Annotated in this window: 21 protein-coding genes; 8 read left to right on the top strand and 13 right to left on the bottom strand. The window is 66.9% G+C overall.

The genetic code is table 11. The features are described from left to right. On the bottom strand, positions 1-958 hold a 958-nt coding region (locus VSO01S_RS18385), incomplete at its 3' end, for a caspase family protein (RefSeq protein ID WP_161944454.1). Positions 959-1018: 60 nt separating this feature from the next. On the opposite strand from VSO01S_RS18385, the gene VSO01S_RS27560 reads away from it, so the two are divergent. The 3 genes from VSO01S_RS27560 to VSO01S_RS18395 all read left to right on the top strand — a co-directional run bounded on the left by VSO01S_RS27560 (position 1019) and on the right by VSO01S_RS18395 (position 3340). Then, positions 1019-1168 (top strand): hypothetical protein, encoded by a 150-nt coding sequence (locus VSO01S_RS27560; protein WP_161944455.1) that lies wholly within the window; start codon positions 1019-1021, stop codon positions 1166-1168. Between the two features lie 105 nt (positions 1169-1273). Further along, positions 1274-2893, top strand: a complete 1620-nt coding sequence (locus tag VSO01S_RS18390) for a M30 family zinc metallopeptidase (protein WP_068644264.1) — start codon at positions 1274-1276, stop codon at positions 2891-2893. 117 nt (positions 2894-3010) lie between these two features. Then, positions 3011-3340 (top strand): FHA domain-containing protein, encoded by a 330-nt coding sequence (locus tag VSO01S_RS18395; RefSeq protein WP_068644265.1) that lies wholly within the window; start codon positions 3011-3013, stop codon positions 3338-3340. An 11-nt stretch (positions 3341-3351) separates the two neighbouring features. On the opposite strand, the gene VSO01S_RS28175 is transcribed toward VSO01S_RS18395, so the two are convergent. Next, positions 3352-3486 carry a hypothetical protein gene (locus VSO01S_RS28175; protein ID WP_281179842.1) on the bottom strand — a complete coding sequence of 45 codons (135 nt, stop codon included), beginning with the start codon at positions 3484-3486 and terminating at the stop codon, positions 3352-3354. Between the two features lie 93 nt (positions 3487-3579). Further along, the gene (locus VSO01S_RS18400) at positions 3580-4587 is read right to left on the bottom strand and encodes a phosphotransferase enzyme family protein (protein WP_068644266.1); all 1008 of its coding nucleotides are present in this window, start codon (positions 4585-4587) and stop codon (positions 3580-3582) included. 205 nt (positions 4588-4792) lie between these two features. On the opposite strand from VSO01S_RS18400, the gene VSO01S_RS18405 reads away from it, so the two are divergent. After that, the gene (locus VSO01S_RS18405) at positions 4793-5824 is read left to right on the top strand and encodes a serine hydrolase domain-containing protein (RefSeq protein ID WP_068644267.1); all 1032 of its coding nucleotides are present in this window, start codon (positions 4793-4795) and stop codon (positions 5822-5824) included. Between the two features lie 87 nt (positions 5825-5911). Here VSO01S_RS18405 and VSO01S_RS18410 read toward each other — a convergent pair whose 3' ends face one another. Continuing rightward, entirely contained in the window at positions 5912-6499 is a 588-nt protein-coding gene (locus tag VSO01S_RS18410) for a TetR/AcrR family transcriptional regulator (protein WP_161944456.1), read from the bottom strand. 165 nt (positions 6500-6664) lie between these two features. Between VSO01S_RS18410 and VSO01S_RS18415 the strand changes: the two genes are divergently transcribed. Continuing rightward, entirely contained in the window at positions 6665-8200 is a 1536-nt protein-coding gene (locus VSO01S_RS18415) for an MFS transporter (protein WP_068644269.1), read from the top strand. Position 8201: 1 nt separating this feature from the next. Continuing rightward, positions 8202-8588 carry a YybH family protein gene (locus VSO01S_RS18420; protein WP_068644270.1) on the top strand — a complete coding sequence of 129 codons (387 nt, stop codon included), beginning with the start codon at positions 8202-8204 and terminating at the stop codon, positions 8586-8588. Positions 8589-8638: 50 nt separating this feature from the next. Here VSO01S_RS18420 and VSO01S_RS18425 read toward each other — a convergent pair whose 3' ends face one another. The 9 genes from VSO01S_RS18425 to purT form a co-directional block, all read right to left on the bottom strand. Beyond that, on the bottom strand, positions 8639-9817 hold the full coding sequence (locus VSO01S_RS18425) for an ABC transporter substrate-binding protein (protein WP_373282909.1): 1179 nt from the start codon (positions 9815-9817) through the stop codon (positions 8639-8641). Between the two features lie 54 nt (positions 9818-9871). Continuing rightward, positions 9872-11731, bottom strand: a complete 1860-nt coding sequence (locus VSO01S_RS18430; protein ID WP_068644271.1) for an AMP-dependent synthetase/ligase — start codon at positions 11729-11731, stop codon at positions 9872-9874. A gap of 26 nt (positions 11732-11757) precedes the next feature. Further along, a complete protein-coding gene (locus VSO01S_RS18435; protein WP_068644272.1) occupies positions 11758-12531 on the bottom strand; it encodes an ABC transporter ATP-binding protein in 774 nt (257 codons plus the stop codon). A 607-nt stretch (positions 12532-13138) separates the two neighbouring features. Beyond that, a complete protein-coding gene (locus VSO01S_RS18440) occupies positions 13139-13957 on the bottom strand; it encodes an ABC transporter ATP-binding protein (RefSeq protein WP_068644273.1) in 819 nt (272 codons plus the stop codon). Next, on the bottom strand, positions 13954-15030 hold the full coding sequence (locus VSO01S_RS18445) for a branched-chain amino acid ABC transporter permease (protein WP_068644274.1): 1077 nt from the start codon (positions 15028-15030) through the stop codon (positions 13954-13956). Before VSO01S_RS18445 ends, VSO01S_RS18440 begins: the two co-directional genes overlap by 4 nt. Before the next feature lie 93 nt (positions 15031-15123). After that, positions 15124-15999 (bottom strand): branched-chain amino acid ABC transporter permease, encoded by an 876-nt coding sequence (locus VSO01S_RS18450; RefSeq protein ID WP_068644275.1) that lies wholly within the window; start codon positions 15997-15999, stop codon positions 15124-15126. A gap of 12 nt (positions 16000-16011) precedes the next feature. Beyond that, positions 16012-16830: a helix-turn-helix domain-containing protein gene (locus tag VSO01S_RS18455; RefSeq protein WP_068644276.1), complete on the bottom strand. Its 819-nt coding sequence runs from the start codon at positions 16828-16830 to the stop codon at positions 16012-16014. 333 nt (positions 16831-17163) lie between these two features. After that, complete coding sequence (locus VSO01S_RS18460) at positions 17164-18168, bottom strand: MBL fold metallo-hydrolase (protein WP_218002358.1); 1005 nt, start codon at positions 18166-18168, stop codon at positions 17164-17166. 5 nt (positions 18169-18173) lie between these two features. Beyond that, a complete protein-coding gene (gene purT / locus VSO01S_RS18465) occupies positions 18174-19376 on the bottom strand; it encodes a formate-dependent phosphoribosylglycinamide formyltransferase (RefSeq protein WP_068644277.1) in 1203 nt (400 codons plus the stop codon). Between the two features lie 103 nt (positions 19377-19479). Here purT and VSO01S_RS18470 point away from each other — a divergent pair, with 103 nt between their 5' ends. Beyond that, positions 19480-20328: a 3-hydroxybutyryl-CoA dehydrogenase gene (locus tag VSO01S_RS18470; protein ID WP_068644278.1), complete on the top strand. Its 849-nt coding sequence runs from the start codon at positions 19480-19482 to the stop codon at positions 20326-20328. Between the two features lie 13 nt (positions 20329-20341). Further along, the gene (locus tag VSO01S_RS18475; RefSeq protein WP_068644279.1) at positions 20342-21160 is read left to right on the top strand and encodes a crotonase/enoyl-CoA hydratase family protein; all 819 of its coding nucleotides are present in this window, start codon (positions 20342-20344) and stop codon (positions 21158-21160) included. The last annotated feature ends 28 nt before the right edge of the window (positions 21161-21188 follow it).

Consider the following 21188-nt stretch of genomic DNA (forward strand, 5'->3'; position numbering starts at 1 on the left):
GGGCATTCTCGAGCGCCGTCTCGATGTCCTTGGGCGGCTGCGCCGCCGGCCTCGGGGCGCCGCCTTGCCGTGCACCAGCCGCGCCGGCAGCGCCTGCAGCACGCCCCGCCGCGCCCGATGATGGATTGAAGCTGAAGTCCGAGGTGAGCGAGGTGTTCACCCACGGCAGCTGCCGCCCCTCGGTGTCGCGCAGCACGCGCACCCGCACGTTCTTGAACATCTGCTCCACCTCGATGCCCGGTGCCATCATCTCCTCGGCCAGGCTCTTGCTGTAGACGCTGTTGCCGCCGTCGGGCCCGTCTTCCGCCGCCGCGCCGGGCGCCGACGCAAAGGCAATGAGCGTGCCGCGCGCGCCCATCTCCGCCAGGCCGCCGGCCGAGCGGATGTTGCGCGTCTTGCCGGCGAAGGGGTTGTTGCGGCACGCATCGAGGATCACGATGCGCGGAAAGGAACCCACCTTGTCGATGCGGCCGATGAACAGCTCGTCGATGTCCACCGACTCGTCCTTCACCTCTTCCTGGTCGCGCAGGTTGATGTCCACCGGCAGCAGGAAGTTGCGCCCGTCGATCTGCACACCATGGCCGGCGTAGTAGAGCACCGCGATGGCATCGTCCTGCTGCACGCGACGCGCAAAGTCGCGCAGCACGCGGCGGAACTGCACCACGCCCAGGTTGTACTGGTCCGTCACCTCGAAGCCGAGCGCGCGCAGGCGCGCGGCGATCAGGCGGGCATCGTTCTCCGGATTGGCCAGCGGCACCTTCGGGTAGCGCGCATTGCCGATGACCAGGGCGATGCGCTTGTTGTCGGCTGCGCCGCCGGGCTGGGCGCGGGCCTGCTCGAATGCCGAGGCGAAGAGCAGCGCCGCGCCGGCCATCATCAGCAAGACGGCACGCGCCCAGCCGTGCAGCAGCACGGCCGGCCAGTTGTGCGGCGCGAGGGTGCGGCCAACGGCGGTCATGGCCTCAATATCGGTCGGCCGCCTGCATGTTGCAAGCGCGGTGGCGGCAGAATCCGTTCCATGATCCCGAGACTCCTGGGTACCCTGCTCCTCTCCGCGCTGCTGGGCGCATGCACCGCGTACAAGCCGGCCCCTGGCTATTCGGTCTGCGCGACGAAGCCGGGCAGCTGGGACTGCCAGGTCGAGCAGTACGAGAAGGTCGATTTCTAGACACTGAGGCCGGCTGTTCGCTCGAACGAAAGCGCGAACAGAGCGTGATTTCCAGCCTTGATCGGCCCGTCCCGATCGGGGGTGCGCCACCAGACTTCGAACTCCATGTTCGAAGGTCGATTCACCTCTGCCGCGCTGACCGGCTTGTCCGTACTCATGGCCGCCGCCATGCTGGCCGCCTGCGGCGGTGGAGGCGGCGGCTCGTCGGGCGAAAGTGCCCCGTCCACATCGGGCGGCCAGGCGCATCCAGTCACCACCGACAGCGGCGTCAGCCCCAGTTGCACCGGATGCGCAGCGCTCAGCGCGACGCGGTACGCCGGGCAAGGCATCGGCATCTGGGAAAAGAGCAACGGCAGCGCCAGCGCCCAGGACGTGCCCGTCTACATCACCGGGTTGAACGGGCAGCCGGTCACCCTCGTGTTCAGCAACGAATCGAGCCCTGACCCGGTGGCCCCGGCGGCATCGAAGCCGTCTGCCCCGGCCATCGCCGGTGCGGCGCCTTCCCCGCACGAAGCGGCGCAGGAATTCAACCGCACCGGCTGGAAGAACGTGCCGGCATCGCTGGCGAGCAAGCCGAGCCCGGTCGTGCGCAAGGCGGCGCCCGCGCCCGATGCGCCGCCCGCCCTGAACGACACCCGCGCCTGGCTGCACACCGACGGGTCCGAGCACCGGGTCTCGCTCGTCGGGCAGCGGGCCGCCGGCGACGGCATGGTGTTCAACGTCTGGGTCGAGAACGGCCACTTCGGCGCAGGGCGGGTAGACGCCACCATCGTCGAGACCGTGCTGCAGGGCGTGGCCCGCAGCGGCGGCATCTACGAGGCCATCGTCGCCCTCGGCGGCCCGCTCTGGGGGCCGCACGATGCGCCCGCCCGGTACCTGCCCGCTGGCCACCACTGGGTCGACATCGTGCTGCTGGACTTCGGCGCCGCCCATTCGGCCGACCAGGGCTACTTCTGGGGGCTCAACAACCATGTCGCAATCGCGGGGAGCAACGAATCGCTGGCCCTGGTGCTCAACGCCCCCAACGTCGCGACGCTCGACACGCGCGTGACGCTCAGCAATGTGGCGCACGAGCTGACGCACATGCAGAACTTCTACCGCCGCAACGTGGCCGCGGGCGGCGGCGGCCCCTTCGACACCTGGCTGGAAGAGATGACGGCCATGATGGCCGAGGACTTCGTCTCCATGCACCTGAGCCCCGTGTTCAACAGCATCCGCGAGGGGCGCCTGCCCACCTACCTGGCCGGCAACTACAACTGCCCGATGCTGCAGTTCTCCGGCGACGACCCGCATTGCGAGAGCTACAGCGTGGCCGGCACCTTCGGCGGCTACCTGCTGCGCCAGCACGGCACGGCCTTCTTCAAGGACCTGCTCACGCGCGCGCAGCATGCCGATTCGCAGGTGCTGGTGGACGAGGCGCTGCGCGCGTCGGTGCCTTCCTCGTCCTTCGGCCAGGCTTTCCGCCGCTTCGCCGTGACGGCCGGCGCCCTGCTCGGGCCGGACGCGCCGGGCGGCTATGGATTTCCGGCGTGGCACGACGCGCAGTTCTCGCTCATTCCGATCAACCCCTTGGACTGGGCCTGGAGCCGCCAGGTGCCGCCCCAGCTGCCCGGCGAGATTGCAAGCTATGGCAGCGTTCCGCTGGTGCGGCCGTCCGCCGGAACCTTCTACTCGGAAGTGGTGCGCGTTCCCGCTGGAACCACGCTCTCGGTGGTGATTCGCTAGGGATAAGCCCCGCCGCGCTGCGCGAAGCGCACGCTTTCGTGCTGGATTGGATGGGTATCCAGTAAGACTTTGGGTTACACTTCGTTGCAACCAAAAGTCTTACAAGAGAACCTCCAGATGGCCCGCCTGCTCCTCATGCGAAAGAACAGCACGCCCAGGCAGATCGAACTGACCGACGAGCGAACGCTCATCGGCCGCGACGCAAGCAACGACATCCGCATCGACCACCCCCGGGTGAGCCGTCACCACATGGAGCTTCGCGTCGAAGGCAGCACCACCTGGCTCATCGATCTGGGCAGCAGCAACGGCACGCGGGTCAACGGCCACTGGGTGAAACAGTGGGCGCTGCACCACGGCGACGTGATCCAGATCGGCGATTGCAGCATGCGCTTCCTCACGCGCCACACCAACTTCCAGGTGCCGAAGGAACTGGCGCTGGCTGACTAGGGCCGGCGCTGCTACTCGCGCGCCTGCTGGATGCCTTCGTCGACGGCCGCCGACTGGCGGGCCTTCTGATGCCTGTAGATGAACGTGAGGGACGCCACGCAGGCCAGAACCAGACCCACAGCCAGAACAGCAATCGCACTATGCATTCTTTGTCTCTCGCGGTTGTTCTTGAAAGACCTGCAGGCTAAGGGCAAGCCGGCGCGCGGGCACTCAGGGATCACCCGGGGAATTCGCGCTTGTCACAACGACAAGGGAAGCGCCAGGCTCTCCCACTGGCGCAGCATGGCGGCCTGGCGGCGCAGGTAGCTGGTCGGCATGGCCTGGGAGCCCCACTGCGGCACGCGGCCCGCATACTCGCCCAGCAGCCAGAACTGCCGCACCGCCATGAAGGGGGCAATGGCACGCAGGTCCGCATCGGCCACCGGCCTCGCCTCGCGGTAGGCGCCCAGAAAATCGCGCCAGCGGCGCAGCACTTTCTCGCCGGGCGCCTCGTCGGGCGAACGCGGCCACAGGACCCAGGGGTACACCGCCAGCTCATAAGCCAGGTAGCCGGGCCCCGCCTCATCGAAGTCGAAGAAGACGGCTTCGCGCCCGCCCTGCGCCGAGGGAACGATGAAGTTGTTCATGCCGTGCGCGTCGCCGTGGCACAGCACGCGGTCCAGGTCGCCGAGCGACTGGATGCGCTCGTGCAGGCGCCGGCCCAGTTCCTCGAACTGGGGCTGCAGTTCGCTGGTCATCGAGGGGGCGCGCAACAGGTTCTCCAGCGGGCTCAGCAGCAGGTAGTCGAGGTCCAGCACATAGGCGCTGGCGGCCCCGCGGTAGCTGTCGCCCGCGGCATGCAAGGCCGCCAGACCGCGCGCGAAAGCCTGGATGTCCTCGGTCGACTCACCGGTGAACTCGCCCTCCAGGAATTCGAAGACCATCAACGCACACTCGCCCTCGGGCAGCGCCACGCGAACGGCGACGCTGCCGTTCGTCGTGCGAAGGCACCGCGACACCTGGATGCCCTGCGCTGCCAGGTGCGACAGCACCTGCGCCTCGAACTGGACATTGGGCGCGCCGCGCGGCCGCTGCGCGCTCAGGCGCGCGACCACCTGGCGGCCGTCCGCCAGGCGCAGGCGATAGACCTGGTTGAAACTGCGCCGCAGGAACTCGCTCTCGACGACTTCCCCCAGGCCGTAATGCGCCTGCACGAGCCGGCCGACGCTGGCGGCCGTGGGCGTGGACTGCGCGATCTCCAGCTGCATGGGCCCCCTCCACATGGCAAAGCGCGCGAGTCTATCTGCGCGCAGGGCCGCGTCAGGGCAGGTTTTCCCTGAAGGAGAATCGCCGCCAGCATCGCCTGCCGGGGCATCGGCAGCGAGGCGCATGGGGAGCCGGCAGAATGCGGGCGGGCTGACGCCTTGCGGGCGTGGCCGTCATCATCAACCACCGACTCGATCGAGGTCCGGCATGCGAAGACTTCTCGCCTGGTTTCTTTCTTCCTCGATGGCTGCGATGGCCGGCGCACCTGCCGCAGCCGCCACCGGGGAGATGCCGGCCTGGCGGACCTCGACGCCCGAAGAGCAGCGCCTGGACCTGGCCGCCTTCGAGCACGTCGACCAGGGCATGGGCGCCACGGAGTGGGGCGATGTCCAGAGCCTGGTCGTCGTCCTGCGGGGCCGCACGGTGTACGAGTACTACCGCGACGGCGACCGCGACGCGCTGCGAAATACCCAGTCGGTCACCAAGAGCGCGCTGGCGCTCCTCGTGGGGACGGCCGTGAAGCGCGGGCAGCTCGCCTCGCTGGACCAGCCGGTGGTCGAGCTCATGCCCGAATGGAGGCCGCTCAATCCGGACCCGCGTGCGGCGTCGATCACGCTCAGGCACCTGCTGGGCATGACCACCGGCTTCGAGGTAAACGACAGCGGCGGAACGGCGGCGCCCGCCCGGCCGGCCGCCGCCTGGGCCCGGCCGATGCGCGCGGAACCGGGCCAGCGCTTCGCCTACGACAACAGCGGGCCTGCGATGGTCCAGGCCATCCTGGAGCGAGCCACCGGCCGCCCCGCTGCCGAACTGGCGGGCGAACAGATCGTGAAGCCACTTTCCATGCGGACTCCGGCCTATTCGCATGGCCTGGCGTCGATGCGCACCGTGGACATGGCGAAGATGGGCCATCTGCTGCTGAGGGACGGGCAGTGGGCCGATGGGCAGCCCTTGCTTCCGGCCGGGTTCGCAGCGCAGGCGGTGAAGCCTCAAAGCGCAGGCGGACCGCCGGTCAACGTGCCGTACGGCCTTTTCTGGTGGGCGCCCTCGGCCTCCACCTTCTTCGCCAGCGGCTATGCGGGCCAGCTTGTCTGGGTGCATGCGCCACTGGGCCTGGTCGTCGCCGTGACCTCGACGATCTCGCCAGAAAGTGCGCAAAGAGGACAGGCCCTGAAACTTGCACGCGGCCCCGTTTTCCAGGCGGTGCAGAAACGGCTGGCGATGGATGATGGGAAATGAGCCGGTGCACGGTTCCACCAGGCGACATGGACGACCCGAAGCGATCGCTGGTTGACGACATCCGTGCATGCTGCGCGGCCGTGCCATTTAGCCTTGACTAAGTCCCGCCCGCATCCGGTGGGACACCGTTTCAGAGCCTAAGGGCGCAGGCCAGATCAACATGGCCATCTCTACGACTTGAAGAAGTCGCTTGCGAGGCAATCCCGTCTTGGCCTGTACGGCAATGCCGGTCGCAACGGTCATGAGATAGCTTGCCAGCGATCGCGGGCTCCAGCCAGGCGGCAGGTCACCTTCGTCGCGAGCTCGCTCGAACCGGGCAGCCACGGCCGACTCGGCGTCCCGTCGAAGCTTGGCCATGGCAAGCCGAACGGGTTCGCTCTCCGGGCTGGTGGCCAGAGCGCCTTGAACCATCAGGCAGCCTTCGGGCGTGTCTTTGCCCGCAACCAATTCGACTTCACCCATCAGGATCTGCAAGGCAACCTCCCGCGCCGAAGCCCGAGCGAAGGCCCTCTGATAAAGATGCTGGCTGTATCGCTCATAGTGGGCGACTGCTTGCATGAACAGGCTTTCCTTGTTCCCGAACGCCAGGTACAGGCTCGGAACAGTCACGCCGATCTCCGCAGAAAGGGCTGCGATGGACACGCCTTCGTACCCGTTTCGCCAGAACATTCGCATCGCTGTGTCCAGCGCCCGATCCTTGTCGAACGCTCGCGGTCGCCCTCTTGGCATTTTGTATCGATCCCTATAAATATCTTGACGTCACATCTCAGACCTCTACTATAGCGATCGCTACGTTAATTGTGCGATGGCGGGCAAATTCGCCCAGCTACAGGAGGCTCCATGGACGACACCTCGCGATTGGCAGGCCGCAGCGAATGGGCTGGACTGGCAGTGCTGGCCCTTCCGACGCTGCTGGTCTCGATGGACATGAGCATCCTGTTTCTGGCCACGCCATCACTGAGTGCTGCTCTTCGGCCCGGCAGTGCCGAGCTTCTCTGGATCTCCGACATCTATGGATTCCTGTTGGCCGGCGCCTTGATTCCCATGGGGGCGATCGGCGATCGAATCGGTCGGCGCAAGCTGCTGCTGCTCGGTGCTCTGGCATTCGGCCTTGTCTCAGGGCTTGCCGCTCTTGCGACGACTCCGGCCATGCTTGTCGGGGCGCGGGCGCTCCTCGGGATTGCCGGGGCCACCCTGCTTCCCTCGACGTTGGCGCTCATCCGCAACATGTTCACGAACGCACGGCAGCGCAGTATCGCCATCGGCATCTGGACCACCTGCTTCACGCTGGGTGGTGTCCTCGGGCCCATTGTCGGCGGCCTTCTTCTCGAGTTCTTCTGGTGGGGTTCGATCTTCCTGATCGGCATTCCCATCATGCTCCTGTTGCTGCTGCTCGGACCCATCTGCTTGCCGGAGTTCGTCGAGCGCACCGGGTTTCCCTACGACCTTCTGGGCATCGGGCAATCGATGGCCAGCTTGCTGGCGCTCACCTTTGCGCTGAAGCAGTTTGCCGAGCACGGTCTCACCGTGATGGCAGGCCTGTCGCTGATGGCGGGCCTGACAGCTGGCAGATCGTTCCTGCGGCGGCAACGCCGCCTGGATGCACCGCTCGTGGACTTGGGGCTGTTCCGCAACGCGGCGTTCTCCACTGCGCTCGCCGCCAATTCACTCTCTCTTTTCGCGTGGGTGGGCGCCTCACTTCTGGTTGCGCAGTACCTGCAACTGGTGATGGGCCTCTCACCGCTGTCCGCGGGCCTGTGGACCGTTCCGGCGGCGGCTGGTTCAGTCGCCGGATGTCTGGGGGCCGCGGCACTTTCGAAGTACTTTCCGCCATCGCGTGTCGCTTGCGGTGCGCTCCTGCTGACGACGACGGGGTTGGCGGTCATGGCTCTGCCACCCGGTTCGTTCGGCTTGGGAGTCCTCATTTCAGGCATGGTGCTGCTGGGCATCGGGGTCGCCGCCGTCGTCACCTTGGCAACGGATCTGGTGCTGGCTGCAGCGCCTGCAGAAAAGGCAGGCGCCGCCGCCGCCATCTCTGAAACAGGCGCCGACCTCGGCGGGTCACTGGGCGTGGCGGTGTTCGGAAGCATCGGGATCGCGGCATATCGCGCCTTGATCGTTGCACCAGCAGGCCTGGACCCGCGGGACGTCGAATCAGCGCGTGACACCCTGGGCGGCGCGCTCGACATCGCCGCAGGACTGAGCGCTGCCGCGGGAGACCAGTTGCGTGCATCGGCGCAATCGGCGTTCACCTCCGGCTTCGGCCTCGCCATGGCAGCCGGTGCGGCCATCTTGCTGACATCCACCGTCCTTTTCGCATGGGCCGCGCTCCGATGGAACGAGAAGCAGCGATCCAGGCCTGCCACGGAGAATTGACATGTCCCAGCCTACCGACGACGCCGCCATCCTGGATCTGATTGCCCGCTGGACAGAGGCGATCTGTCGCGGTGATCTGGAAGGGGTCACAGCCGATCGCGTCGAGGACATCGTCATGTTCGACGTGCCGGAGCCCCTCCAGGAGCGCGGAATCGAAGCCTATCGCCGGACTTGGGGGCTGTTCTTCGCTCACACCGCCGCCGGCCCGGCCCGCTTTAGAGTCGAGGAAGTCAATATCGAGTCGAGCGACCAGGTCGCCTTCGCGCACGGGTTGCTACGAATTGGCGGTGATCAGGCGCATTGCAGGTTGACGCTCGGCTTGCGCAAGAAGAACGGGCGATGGTGGGTGACGCACGAGCATCACTCCATGCCGGCCCAACTCGGTTAGCGCGGAGCCCCTCTGGCTGAGCCGGAGCCCGCGCAATTCCTCAGAAGACCTCAGGGCGCCACGTAGTCCGACACCACCTTCCACTTGCCGTCCTGGATCTGCGACAGGCGCGACAGGTCGCTGCCCAGGCGCTTGGTCGCGGTGTAGGTGGCCTTGGCGCTGCCGAACATGTCGGGCTCGAACGTCATGCTGTCCATCACCTTGATGAAGCTGTCGGTGCTGAGGTTGGCGCCGGTCTTCTCGGCCGCCTTGGCGAAGGACTGGATGATGGAGTAGCCGTACACCGAGAACACGGTGGGGTCCTCGTTGAACTTGGTCTTGTACTTGTTGGCCCAGAAGCGGATGGGCTGCGACTGCTCGTCGGTGTAGGGGTTCTGCACCGTCATGGTGGCGTAGATGCCGTCCATGGCCTTGCCGCCCAGCTTGTGGATGAGGTCGGTGTAGGCGGCGCTGGAGCCCAGGAAGGTGGGGTTGAAGCCGGTCTTGCGCGCCTCGCCCACGGTGCCGATGGTCTCGCGGATGATGGTGCCCAGCACCACCAGGTCGCAATTGGCCGCCTTCATCTTCGCCACCTGGGAAGAGAAGTCGGTGGCGCCGCGCTTGAACGATGTCTTCTCCACCAGCTCCATGTTGGCCGACTTCAGCCCCGCCTCAGCGCCGCGCTGCACCTCCAGGCCGAACTCGTCGTCCTGGTAGATGGTGCACACGCGCTTGGCGCCCTTGTCCTTGATCATCTTGGGCAGGGCCAGGCGGATCTGGTCGTAGTAGGTGGCGGCGAAGGAGTACTTCAGGCGGTTGAACGGCTCGTACATCTCGCGCGCCGCCGTGATGGGAAAGAAGTTGACCACGTTCTTCTCGAACTGCACCGGCATGGCCGCCATGTTCTGCGCGGTGCCGATGTGGCCGGCCATGATGAAGATCTTGTCCTGGTTGACCAGCTTCTGCGCCGCCAGCACGGCCTTCTTCGGGTCGTAGCCCGAGTCTTCCACGTAGAGCTTGAGCTTGCGGCCGTTGATGCCGCCCTGCTCGTTGATCTCGTCCACCGCCAGCTGCATGCCGTTGCGCGACTGCTTGCCGAAGCCGGCCAGCGGGCCCGACAGGTCTTGAATCGTGCCAATGCGGATCTCGTCCTTGCTCACGCCCTGCTGCGCGAAAACCGCGCCGCTCGCCGCCAGGGCCACCGCGGCCAGTGCCAGAAGCGAGAGATTGCCGAACTTCATCTTCTTCATGCTTGTCTCCTCGTGATGGATGGGTAGCGAAAACCGGACTGAAGCTCTTTCGAGTCAGCCATACATGGCTTCGATGCGCTGCGCGTACTTGGTCTGCACCAGCTTGCGCTTGAGCTTCATGGTGGGCGTGAGTTCCTCGTCCTCGGCGGAAAGCTGCGTCTCGAGCAGGAAGAACTTCTTGATCTGCTCCACCCGGGCGAACTTGGCATTGACGCGGTCGAGCTCGCCCTGGATGAGTTCCTGCACCTCCTTGGCGCGCGTGAGGCTCTCGTAGTTGCTGAACGGCACGTCGTGGTCCTGCGCGTATTTCTCGACGTTCTCCTGGTCGATCATGATGATCACCGTGAGGTAGGGACGCTTGTCGCCGATGACCACCGCATCGGTGACGTAGGGGCTGAACTTGAGTTCGTTCTCCAGCTCGCTGGGGGTGATGTTCTTTCCGCCTGCGGTGATGATGATGTCCTTCATGCGGTCGGTGATACGCAGAAAACCCTCATCGTCGATGCTGCCCACGTCACCGGTGTGCAGCCACCCGCCCTCGTCGATGGTCTCGGCCGTCTTCTCGGGCAGGTGCAGGTAGCCCATGAACACATTGGGCCCGCGCACCAGAATCTCACCCGTGGCGGGGTCGACGCGCACCTCGTTGTAGCCGGCCGCCTGGCCGATGGAGCCGGGCTTGATGCGGCCCACCGGCATGCCGGTGGAAGCGCCGCAGGTCTCGGTCATGCCCCACACCTCCAGCATGGGCACGCCCAGCGACAGGTACCACTTGACCAGCTCCGGCGAGATGGGCGCCGCGCCGGTCACGAGAAAGCGCGCGCGGTGGATGCCGATGAGCTTTCGCACGTTGTCCAGCGCCAGCGCGCGGGCCAGGCGGAACTTCAGGCGCAGGGCGCCGCCCACCGCCTCGCCCGCCATCACCTTGGCGGCGATCTGCTCGCCCACGCCGATGCTCCAGGCGTAGGCCGCCTGCTGCACGGCGCTGGCCTCCTTCAGCGCGATCATCACGCCCGAATAGAATTTTTCCCACACGCGCGGCACGGCGGTGAACACGGTGGGTGAAATCTCGCGCACGTTCTCGGGCACCGTCTCGGGGTTCTCGACGAAGTTGAGGATGGAGCCGGTGTACAGGGCGAAGTACTCGCCGCCCATGCGCTCGGCGATGTGGCACAGCGGCAGGAAGCACATGCGCTCGTCGCGCTCGTCCTGGGCGATGAGCGTGTTGTAGCCGCGCGCGGTGAACACCAGCCCCGCATGGCTGTGCATGGCGCCCTTGGGCTTGCCGGTGGTGCCGGAGGTGTAGACCAGGATGGCCAGGTCTTCGGGCCGGCACTGCTGCACGCGCTCCTCGACCGCGCCGGGATGCTGCTGCAGGTACGCGCGGCCCAGCGCGCGCAGGTCGTCCAGGCTCATCACGCCCGGGTCGTGGAAACCGCGCAGGCCTTCCATGTCGAACACCACGATCTTTCGCAGCAGGGGCAGTTGCGTGCGCACCTCCAGCGCCTTGTCGAGCTGCTCGTCGTCTTCCACGAAGAGCACGCGCGTTTGCGAGTCTTCGCACAGGTAGTGCACCTGCGAGGCGGCGTCGGTCGGGTAGATGCCGTTGGACACGCCGGCGCAGCTGAGCACCGCCAGGTCGGCCAGCACCCACTCGATGACGGTGTTCGACAGGATGGACACGCACTCGCCCGGCGCCAGGCCCAGCGACAGCAGGCCGGCGGCGATTTCGCGCACGGCATCGGCGGTCTGCTTCCAGGTCCAGGTGCGCCAGATGCCCAGGTGCTTCTGGCGCATCCACACCTTGTCGCCGCGCGCGGCCACGGCGTTCCAGAACACGGCGGGAACGGTCTCGCCGGGCACCACGATGCCGGTGCGCGGCTGGATGTGCTGGGTGTCCCAGAGGCCTTTCAACATGATGGTGCTGCCTTCCCGTTGAATCTCTATCGCCAGGTCTTCTTTTTCTTCCAGCGCCGCTCGCCGCGCACGCCTTCTTCCTTCATGCCGAGGTAGAACTCCTTGATGTCTTCCTTCTCGCGCAGCCGTTCGCAGGTGTCCTCGAGCACGATGCGGCCGTTCTCGAGCACATAGCCGTAGTCGGAGGCGTTGAGCGCCATGTTGGCGTTCTGCTCGACCAGCAGGATGGTGGTGCCGCGCTCGCGGTTGATCCGCACGACGATCTCGAAGATTTCCTTGGTGAGCTTGGGCGAGAGGCCCAGGCTGGGCTCGTCCAGCAGGATGAGTTCGGGCGCGGCCATGATGGCGCGGGAGATGGCGAGCATCTGCTGCTGGCCGCCGGAGAGCAGGCCCGCTTCCTGCCCGGCGCGCTCGCGAAGAATGGGAAAGTAGGCGAAGACGGTTTCAATGTCGCGCGCCACCTCGTCGCGGTTCTTACGGGTGTAGGCGCCCATGAGCAGGTTGTCCTTCACCGACAGAAGCGGAAAGACTTCGCGGCCTTCCGGCACGTGCGACAGGCCCTGCTGGACGATGTGGGCGGGGTCCTTGGCGGTGATGCTCTGGCCCTTGAATTCGACGGTGCCTTTTCTGGGATCGATGATGCCGGAGATGGTCTTGAGGATGGTTGTCTTGCCGGCGCCGTTCGAGCCCAGGACGGTGGCGATTTCTCCCTTTCGCACCTTCAGGCTCACGCCTCTGATTGCCTTGATGGGGCCGTAGGCGCTTTCCACGTTTTGCAGTTGCAGGATTTCGTCCGTCATAGCGTTTGTCCTGCTTTGTGCTGATGGCGGGGGCGCGGTGGGGGGTGGGATGCGCTGGGGGCCTTCACTGGGTCGGCCCTTCGGGCTTCCTTGCGGTGCTCGGCTTCGGGGGCTGCATCGCGGAACTCACTGCGCTGCTGCGCAGCTCCGTTCAGACAGCCGCGATGAGCTAGATGACGAAGCGCGCAAGGTGCCCTTGCGCGCAGCCCCCGAAGCCTGCGCTCCTCAGCGACCCAGAGGCGGCCCCCAGCGCATCCCACCCCCCACCGCAACAACCGTCGTCGGGAACATGCCATCGGCTTCGCCTCGGCATGAGGGCGGGCAGCAACCCCTGCGGTGGTTGCGCACCTTGCCCCGCCGGCACTGCCACGAGCCCGGCATGCGATGCGCGCGGCAGGCCGCCTCTGGGCCGCTGAGCAGCGCAGGGGCGAGCGGATCAAGGGCCGCGCACTGTTTGAGCGCAGCGAAGCGGAGCGAGTTTGCGCGGACCCCGCTCGCCCCGAGCAGCGCAAGGGAGTCGCGAAGCGACCGGCACAGTGAAGGCCTGCCGCGCGCATCGCATGCCGGGCGGCGCTTCCACTGGCAACAACCGCGCGCGCAACAGCCGTCATGCCGCCCTCCGCAAACTACTCACGTCGTCCACCGTCCCAAGATAAGCCTCGACCACCTTGGGGTCCGACTGCACTTCACGCGGCGACCCCATCGCCAGCACTTCGCCCTGATTCATCGCCAGCACCCGGTCCGACACCTTGGACACCAGCGACATGTCGTGCTCCACCATCAACACCGAAATGCCCAGCTCCTGCTGGATGTCCTGGATCCAGAACGCCATGTCCGCCGTCTCTTCCACGTTCAGGCCCGACGACGGCTCGTCCAGCAGCAGCAGCTTGGGCTCGGTGCACAGCGCCCGCGCCAGCTCCACCACCTTGCGCACCCCGTACGGCAGCCCCGCCACCATCGAATCGCGGTGATGCTGCAGGTCCAGCAATTCGATCACCCGCTCGGCCGTCTCGCGCGCCTCGATCTCCGCGCGCCGCGTGGCCTGGGTGAAGAACACCTCGCTCCAGAATCCCGTCTTGCGATGCACGTGCCGGCCGATCAGCAGGTTGTGCAAGACCGTCGCATGCTCGAACAGCTCGATGTTCTGGAACGTGCGCGCAATGCCCAGCGCCGCAATCGCGTGCGGCGCCTGCTGCGTCAAGGCCAGCGGCGCGCCGCCTTCGCCGCCATGCCAGGTGATGCTGCCCGTCGTCGGGTTGTAGATGCGGCTGATGAGGTTGAACACCGTCGTCTTGCCGGCGCCGTTGGGCCCGATGAGCGTGAACACCTCGCCGCGCCGCACCTCGAAGCTCACCTTGTTGACCGCCAGCACGCCGCCGAAGCGCACGCTCAGGTCCTGCGCCGACAGGAGGATGTCCGTGCTCATCTGAGGCGATCCGACTTGGTGAAGGACTTCTGGCGCTTGAACAAGCCGCGCCGATAGAACGGAAACAGCTGCAGCCAGGTGCGGATCTTCAGCCAGCGCCCGTAGAAGCCCAGCGGCTCGAACAGCACGAAGGCGATCAGCACCAGGCCATACACCAGCCCCTGCAGGCCCGGCGCCTGCCCGATCACCGGCGGCAGCCAGTCCTTGGACATGGCGATGAGCTGCGGCATCGAGATGAGAAAGATAGCGCCCAGAAAGGCCCCGTGCACCGAGCCCAGCCCGCCGATCACCACCAGCAGCAGCAAATCGATGGACTGCAGGATGCTGAACTGGTCGGGCGAGATGAAGCTCAGCTTGTGCGCATACAGCGCCCCGCCCAGCCCGGCCAGCGCCGCCGAAATGGCGAAGGACAAGGTCTTGTAGCGCGCCAGGTGGATGCCCATGCTCTGCGCCGAGACCTCCGAATCGCGAATGGCGACAAAGGCGCGGCCGGTGGGCGAGCGCAGCAGGTTCAGGATGGCCAGCGTGCACAGCACCGCCACCACCAGGCACAGGAAGTAGAAGCCGTTGCCCGAGCCCAGCTCCCAGCCGAAGACCTGCGCCTGCTTCACATGCAGGCCCGAGTTGCCGCCGGTCACGCTTTCCCAGCGGGCAAAGACTTCCTCGACGATGAAGCCGAAGGACAGCGTGGCAATGCCCAGGTAGATGCCCTTGAGCCGCAGCGCCGGCAAGCCCACCAGCACGCCCACCGCCGCCGACAGCGCGGCCGCACCGACCATGGCCAGCGGAAACGGCACCCCCATGTTGGACAGCACCGCCTGCGTGTAGGCGCCGGTGCCGAGAAACGCCGCATGGCCGATGGAGAACTGCCCCGTGAAGCCGGCCAGCAGCATCAGGCCCAGGCCCACCACGCCGTAGATCAGCACGAAGGTCAGCTGCGCGAGCCAGTACTCGTCCACCAGCCAGGGCGCGAGCACCAGCAGGACGCACAAGAGTCCATACCAGAACACATGGCCGCCATGCTTGGCCAACTGGATGTCCTGCGCGTAACTGGTCTTGAAGATGAAGCGCATGGTCAGGCCCGCCGCCGGGCCGCCCCAAGGCAGGCCTGCGCCCCCATGGGGGGCAGAGAGGACACGAAGTGCCGAACGTGGGGGCTCATTTCTTCAGACCTTTTTCCGGAGCTTCTCGCCGAACAGGCCGTTGGGCTTCACCATCAGCATGATCAGCACCACGATGTAGGGCGCGGTGTCCTTGAAGCCGTCGGGCAGGTAGAAGCCCGCGAGCGACTCCACCACGCCGATGACCAGGCCACCCACGATGGCCCCTGGCAGGCTGCCGAAGCCCCCCACCACCGCCGCCGGAAAAGCCTTGAGCCCGATGAAGCCCATGTTGGCGTGCACGAAGGTGATGGGCGCCAGCAGCATGCCGGCAATGGCCGCCACCGCCGCGGCCAGGCCCCACACCAGGCTGTTGAGGCGCTTGACCGGAATGCCCATGTAGTAGGCCGCCAGCTGGTTCTGCGACGAAGCCTGCATGGCAATGCCCAGCTTGCTGTAGCGGAACATGACGAACAGCAGGCCGCACAAGACGGCGGTGGCCAGCACGATCACCACCTGCTCCACGTTGATGACCAGCGCGCCCAGCTTCCAGACCTGGTCCTTGTAGGGCACGGGCAGCGTGTGCGTGTCGGTGCCGATGCCCGGCACCATGGTGATCAGGCCGCGCATCACATACCCGATGCCGATGGTCAGCATGACGATGGCGAACTGCGGCTGGCCGAGCACCGGGCGGATCACCACGAATTCGAGCAGCACGCCCAGGAGGGCCATCACCAGCACGGCGAACAGGGCCGCCATCCAGAACGGGAAGCCGAACAGCGTCATGGCGGCCAGCGCACTGAAGGCGCCCAGCATCATGAGCTCGCCCTGGGCGAAGCTCACCGTTTCGGTGGCCTTGTAGATGAGCACGAAGCCCAGTGCGATCAGGCCGTAGATGCAGCCTTGGGCGATGCCGGAGAGCAGGAGCTGGAGGACTTGCAAGGCGTCCGACCCTCAGGATGCGCGCACGCCTGCTGCGTCATGCAGCGCCAGGCGGCGTGAACCGGCGAGGATCTCGCTGGGCCGCAGGCCGTAGACCTGGCGGATCGAATGGCTGAAGTGCGTGGCGTCCGGATAACCGGAGTCCAGCGCGATGTCGGTGAGCGTGCCCGGCTGGTGCACATAGCGCAGCAGGCTGCGCGCCCGCTTCCAGGCGCGGAAGCTGCGAAACGGCACGCCAAGTTCTTCCTTGAACAGGTGCAGGAAGCGCGAGAAGGAAAGATGCACCCAGCCCGCGCAATCCTGTGCCGAGGCGCTTTGCGCCGGGTCGATGTTGATGCGCTCGATGACGCGCGCAATGCGCGCATCGAGCACACGCGGCGCCAGCGCCTGGCCGAAAAAAAGCAGATCGAAGTCGAAGCCCTCGAAGGATTCGCGACCGGAAGCGGCCAGCAGGCGCGCATGCATGGCCCGCACGCGCGCAACGAACTCCGGTGCATGCGCGCAGCCGCAGCGCTCGCGCATGAATGACGGAAGGCGGTCCGGGTCGACCGAATCGGCCTCGACCAGGATGTTGAGCACCAGCGGCCTGGCGCTTTCGACGCGATGCGGCACCTGCGGCGGCACCACCAGCAGTTCGCCGCTTTGCCATGCACCGCCGCCGATGCACACGCGAATGGGATCGGCCGCCGAGGTGGAGACGTAGAGGCCCCAGCCCCCGAGCACGCGGGCGCCGACGGGCCCCAGGAGGCCCGCGTAGAAAACACGTTGCGTCGTCAGCCACATCAGGCGATCGCCGGGCGCTGCCGGTGTCGCCATGCCCTCATCGCGCATGCCGTCTCCTATGCGTCGCGATCCGCTCATTGCCGACATGGACGTGCGGCCGGTTCGCGCTGGCGGCATGGTAGCGGCGGGGGCGTGCATCACTTCGCGGGGACTTTCCCTATATATCGGCCGCGCGCGTGACCCACTCCCGCGTGCGGGCTTGCGAAAAGTGGCTGCGGGCTAGTGTGCTGCCCCGCAAATAGCTACGCAGAAAAGCGCGCCTTTCAGGCCATGGCTGCGTTGCAAATCCTCGCGATACCACTGGGTATCGCTGCGGTTTGCGCCTTGCCCTGACCTGAAACGCATCGCTTTTCTCTGCATAGCTATTTGCGGGACAGCACACTAGAGCGTGAACGGCACAAACAGCGGCGGCATGCGAATCCGCACACCGTCGCGCAGGCCGCGCGCCTGCAGGTCTTGCATGACCACCTCGAAGTCGTCCAGCAGCAGCGGCATGGCCTGCAGTGGCAGCTCGAGCGGGCGCCAGAAGTTGTCCCAGTGGATGGGCAGCACCTGCCGGGCGCCCACGGCCTTCACCGTCTCGTTCCAGAACTGCTCGCGGTAGGCCTCCGGCTTCTTGCCAAGGGTGCCGGTGCCGAGGAAGACCGTCTCCGCGCGCAGGCCCGCGAGCGCGCCCGGCACGAAGCCGGCGCTGCCCTGCACCAGCCAGGTGCGCCCGCCGTCGTGCGCGACGTGAATCGACCACACTGTGCCTTCGCGCCAGGCGGTCGCGCGCTGCGGCGGCACCAGGTCGCTGTCGATGCGCTCCACCGAATGCCCGTCGCTGTAGGGCGTGGGGCTGTGGCGGCTGGCGATGAAGCGCAGCGTGAACCTGCCCAGGCGCACCGGCTCGCCCGACTCGACCTGCTGCAGCTGCGACGCCGGCAGCCCCAGCCCGCGGCCGATGTGCATGGTCGAGGCGGAGCCGATCAGCCTGGCGCCGGTGCGCTGCGCCACCACCGGCGAATCCATCGCGTGGTCGTAGTGCGAATGCACCGGCACCACGGCGGCCAGGCGCGTGACGCCCATCCGGCGCAGGCCATCGTCGATGCGCTGTGCGTCGGGCCCGATGCGCGTGATGGCAGTGGCCAGCACGCCGGGGCGTGAGAAGAAGCCGTCGGTCATCCACGCCGTTTCGCCATCGTCGAACACGAGCGTGGCAACGCCGCCGAAGCGGACCTGCACCGGGCCCGGGGCCGCCTTGTCCGCCGCCGGCAAGGTCAACGGACGGTAGGGTTCGAGCGAGGGCGCCCGGTGGTACTGCACCGCGACAAAGGCGGTGAGCAGCAGCACCGCCGCCAGCGCCAGCCAGAAGACGGCCTTGACGATGCGGCGCATCATGAACAAGCGGCTCAGGCCTTGCGCGGCTTGACGCGGCTCGCGGCCTCGCGCGCCCGGTCGCGCGCGGTGTCGATGTCGGCCGCATGCGCCAGGGCCACGCCCATGCGGCGCTTGACGAAGCTCTCGGGCTTGCCGAACAGGCGCACGTCCACGCCGGGCACCCGCAGCGCCTGGTCGACGCCGTCGAAGACGATGCCCTGGGCATCCACCCCGCCGTAGACCACGGCGCTCGCGCCCGGGCTCTTGAGCGTGGTGTCCACCGGCAGGCCGAGGATGGCGCGGGCATGCAGTTCGAACTCGTTCTGCCACTGGGTGGCCATGGTGACCATGCCGGTGTCGTGCGGGCGCGGGCTGACCTCGCTGAACCACACTTCGTCGCCCTTGACGAACAGCTCCACGCCGAACAGGCCCTGCCCGCCCAGGTCGCCCGTCACCGCCTGCGCGATGGCCTGCGCCTTCTGCAGCGCGGCCGGCGCCATGGGGTGCGGCTGCCAGCTTTCCACATAGTCGCCGCTGACCTGCAGGTGGCCGATGGGCTCGCAGAAATGCGTCTGCACCTGGCCGCCCTCGCCCATGGCGCGCACGGTGAGCAGGGTGATCTCGTAGTCGAAGTCGATGAAGCCTTCGACGATGACGCGGCCGTGGCTCACGCGCCCGCCGGCCATGGCGTAGTCCCAGGCCTTCTTCACGTCACCCGGGCCGTCGATCTTGCTCTGGCCCTTGCCGGAGCTGCTCATCACGGGCTTGACCACGCAGGGGTAGCCGATGCCGCCGTCGATGGCCGCCTGCAGCTCTTCCAGCGAATCGCAGAACTTGTAGGGGCTGGTGGGCAGGCCCAGCGTCTCGGCGGCCAGGCGGCGGATGCCTTCGCGGTCCATCGTCAGGCGGGCGGCGCGGGCGGTGGGAATCACGCGCACCGTGCCGGCCGCCTCCAGTTCCTGCAGCATGGGCGTGGCGATGGCCTCGATCTCGGGCACCACCAGCATGGGCTTCTCGGCCTCGATCAGCGCCTTGAGCTGGGCCGGGTCGCTCATGGTGATGGTGCGCGCATGGTGCGCCACCTGCTGGCCGGGCGCGTTCTCGTAGCGGTCGACCGCGATGGTCTCCACGCCCAGGCGCTGGAGGGCGATGAGCACCTCCTTGCCAAGCTCGCCGGAGCCCAGGAGCATGACGCGGGTTGCGGAAGGGGAAAGGGGGGTGCCGAGGGTGGTCATGCAGGCGACTTTAAATCAGCCCGACATGGCGACAATGTGGGCCCAACCGGCCGCCGCTCGCGCCGCCGCTCCCTTTTTCTTTGTTTTCCCAGGAGTAAATCAAATGACTATCCAGACCGTCGGCATCATCGGCGCCGGCACCATGGGCAACGGCATTGCGCAGGCCTGCGCGGTGGCGGGCATCCGCGCCGTCATGGTGGACATCTCGCAGGGCGCCGTGGACAAAGGCATTGCCACCGTCTCGGGCAGCCTGGACCGGCTGATCAAGAAGGAAAAGCTCACCGCCGAGCAGAAGACGGCCGCCATGGCCCTCATCCAGGGCAGCACCAACTACGACGACCTCAAGCAGGCGCAGCTGGTGATCGAGGCGGCCACCGAGAACTACGAGCTCAAGCTCAAGATCCTCAAGCAGGTGGACAGCCTGCTGGCGCCGGAGGCGATCATCGCTTCCAACACCTCGTCCATCTCCATCACCAAGCTGGCGGCCGCCACCTCGCGCGCCGACCGCTTCATCGGCATGCACTTCTTCAACCCGGTGCCGATGATGGCGCTGGTGGAGATCATCCGCGGCTACCTCACCAGCGATGCCACGCACGCGGCCGTGAAGGACCTGTCCGAGCGCCTGGGCAAGTCGCCCATCACGGTGAAGAACGCGCCGGGCTTCGTGGTCAACCGCATCCTGGTGCCGATGATCAACGAGGCCTTCTTCGTGCTGGCCGAAGGCAGCGCCACGGCGGAGGACATCGACGCCGGCATGAAGCTGGGCTGCAACCAGCCCATCGGCCCGCTGGCCCTGGCCGACATGATCGGCCTGGACGTGTGCCTGGCGGTGATGGAGGTGTACCTGGAGGAGTTCGGCGATTCGAAGTACCGCCCCTGCCCGCTGCTCAAGGAAATGGTCGCGGCCGGTCAACTGGGCCGCAAGACCGGCCGTGGTGTCTACACCTACTGAGCACCAAGCATCCATGACGCCCACGCCCGTCACCCCGCCACCCGAAGGCTGCATCAGCTGCGAAGTGCTGGATGAGCACATCCTGCTGATCGGCATCAACCGCCCGGCCAAGCGCAACGGCTGGACGCCGCGCATGTTCCGCGAGCTGGCCGAGGCCTACACCCGGCTGGACGACGATCCGCAGTTGCGCGTGGGCGTGCTGCATGCCTACGGCGATCACTTCACCGCCGGGCTGGATCTGCCGGCGGTGGTCGAATACCTGCAACGCGGCGAAAAGCTCACGCCACCGGGCCTGGTGGAGCCGCACGACTTCGGCATGCCCGGCTACCGGCGCCGCACCAAGCCGATGGTGGCGGCCGTCAAGGGCATCTGCTTCACGGTGGGCATCGAGCTGATGCTGGGCGCCGACATCGTCATTGCCGCCGACGACTGCCGCTTCTCGCAGATGGAAGTGCAGCGCTGCATCCTGCCCACGGGCGGCGCCACGCTGCGCATGCCCGAGCGCGCCGGCGTGGGCAACGCCATGCTGCACCTGCTGACGGCCGACGAGTTCGACAGCGCCGAGGCCTTGCGCTGCAACTTCGTGCAGCGCGTGGTGCCGGTGGCGCAGGTGCTCGAATCTGCCGTGGGCATCGCTCGCCGCATCGCGGCGCAGGCGCCGGCCGCCGTGGTCGCCACGCGGCTGAACGTGCTCAAGGCCATCGAGCTGGGCCAGGCGGCGGCGGTGGCCGACTTCATTCCGGTGCAGCAACGGCTGGCCGCCAGCGAAGACGCGGCCGAGGGCGTGCGCGCCTTCATCGAGAAGCGCCCTGCCCGCTTCACGGGCCGCTGAGTCGGCCCGACTGAACCGGCGCGGCGCG

This window comes from Variovorax soli NBRC 106424 (assembly GCF_001591385.1).
Classification (GTDB): Bacteria; Pseudomonadota; Gammaproteobacteria; order Burkholderiales; family Burkholderiaceae_C; genus Variovorax; species Variovorax soli.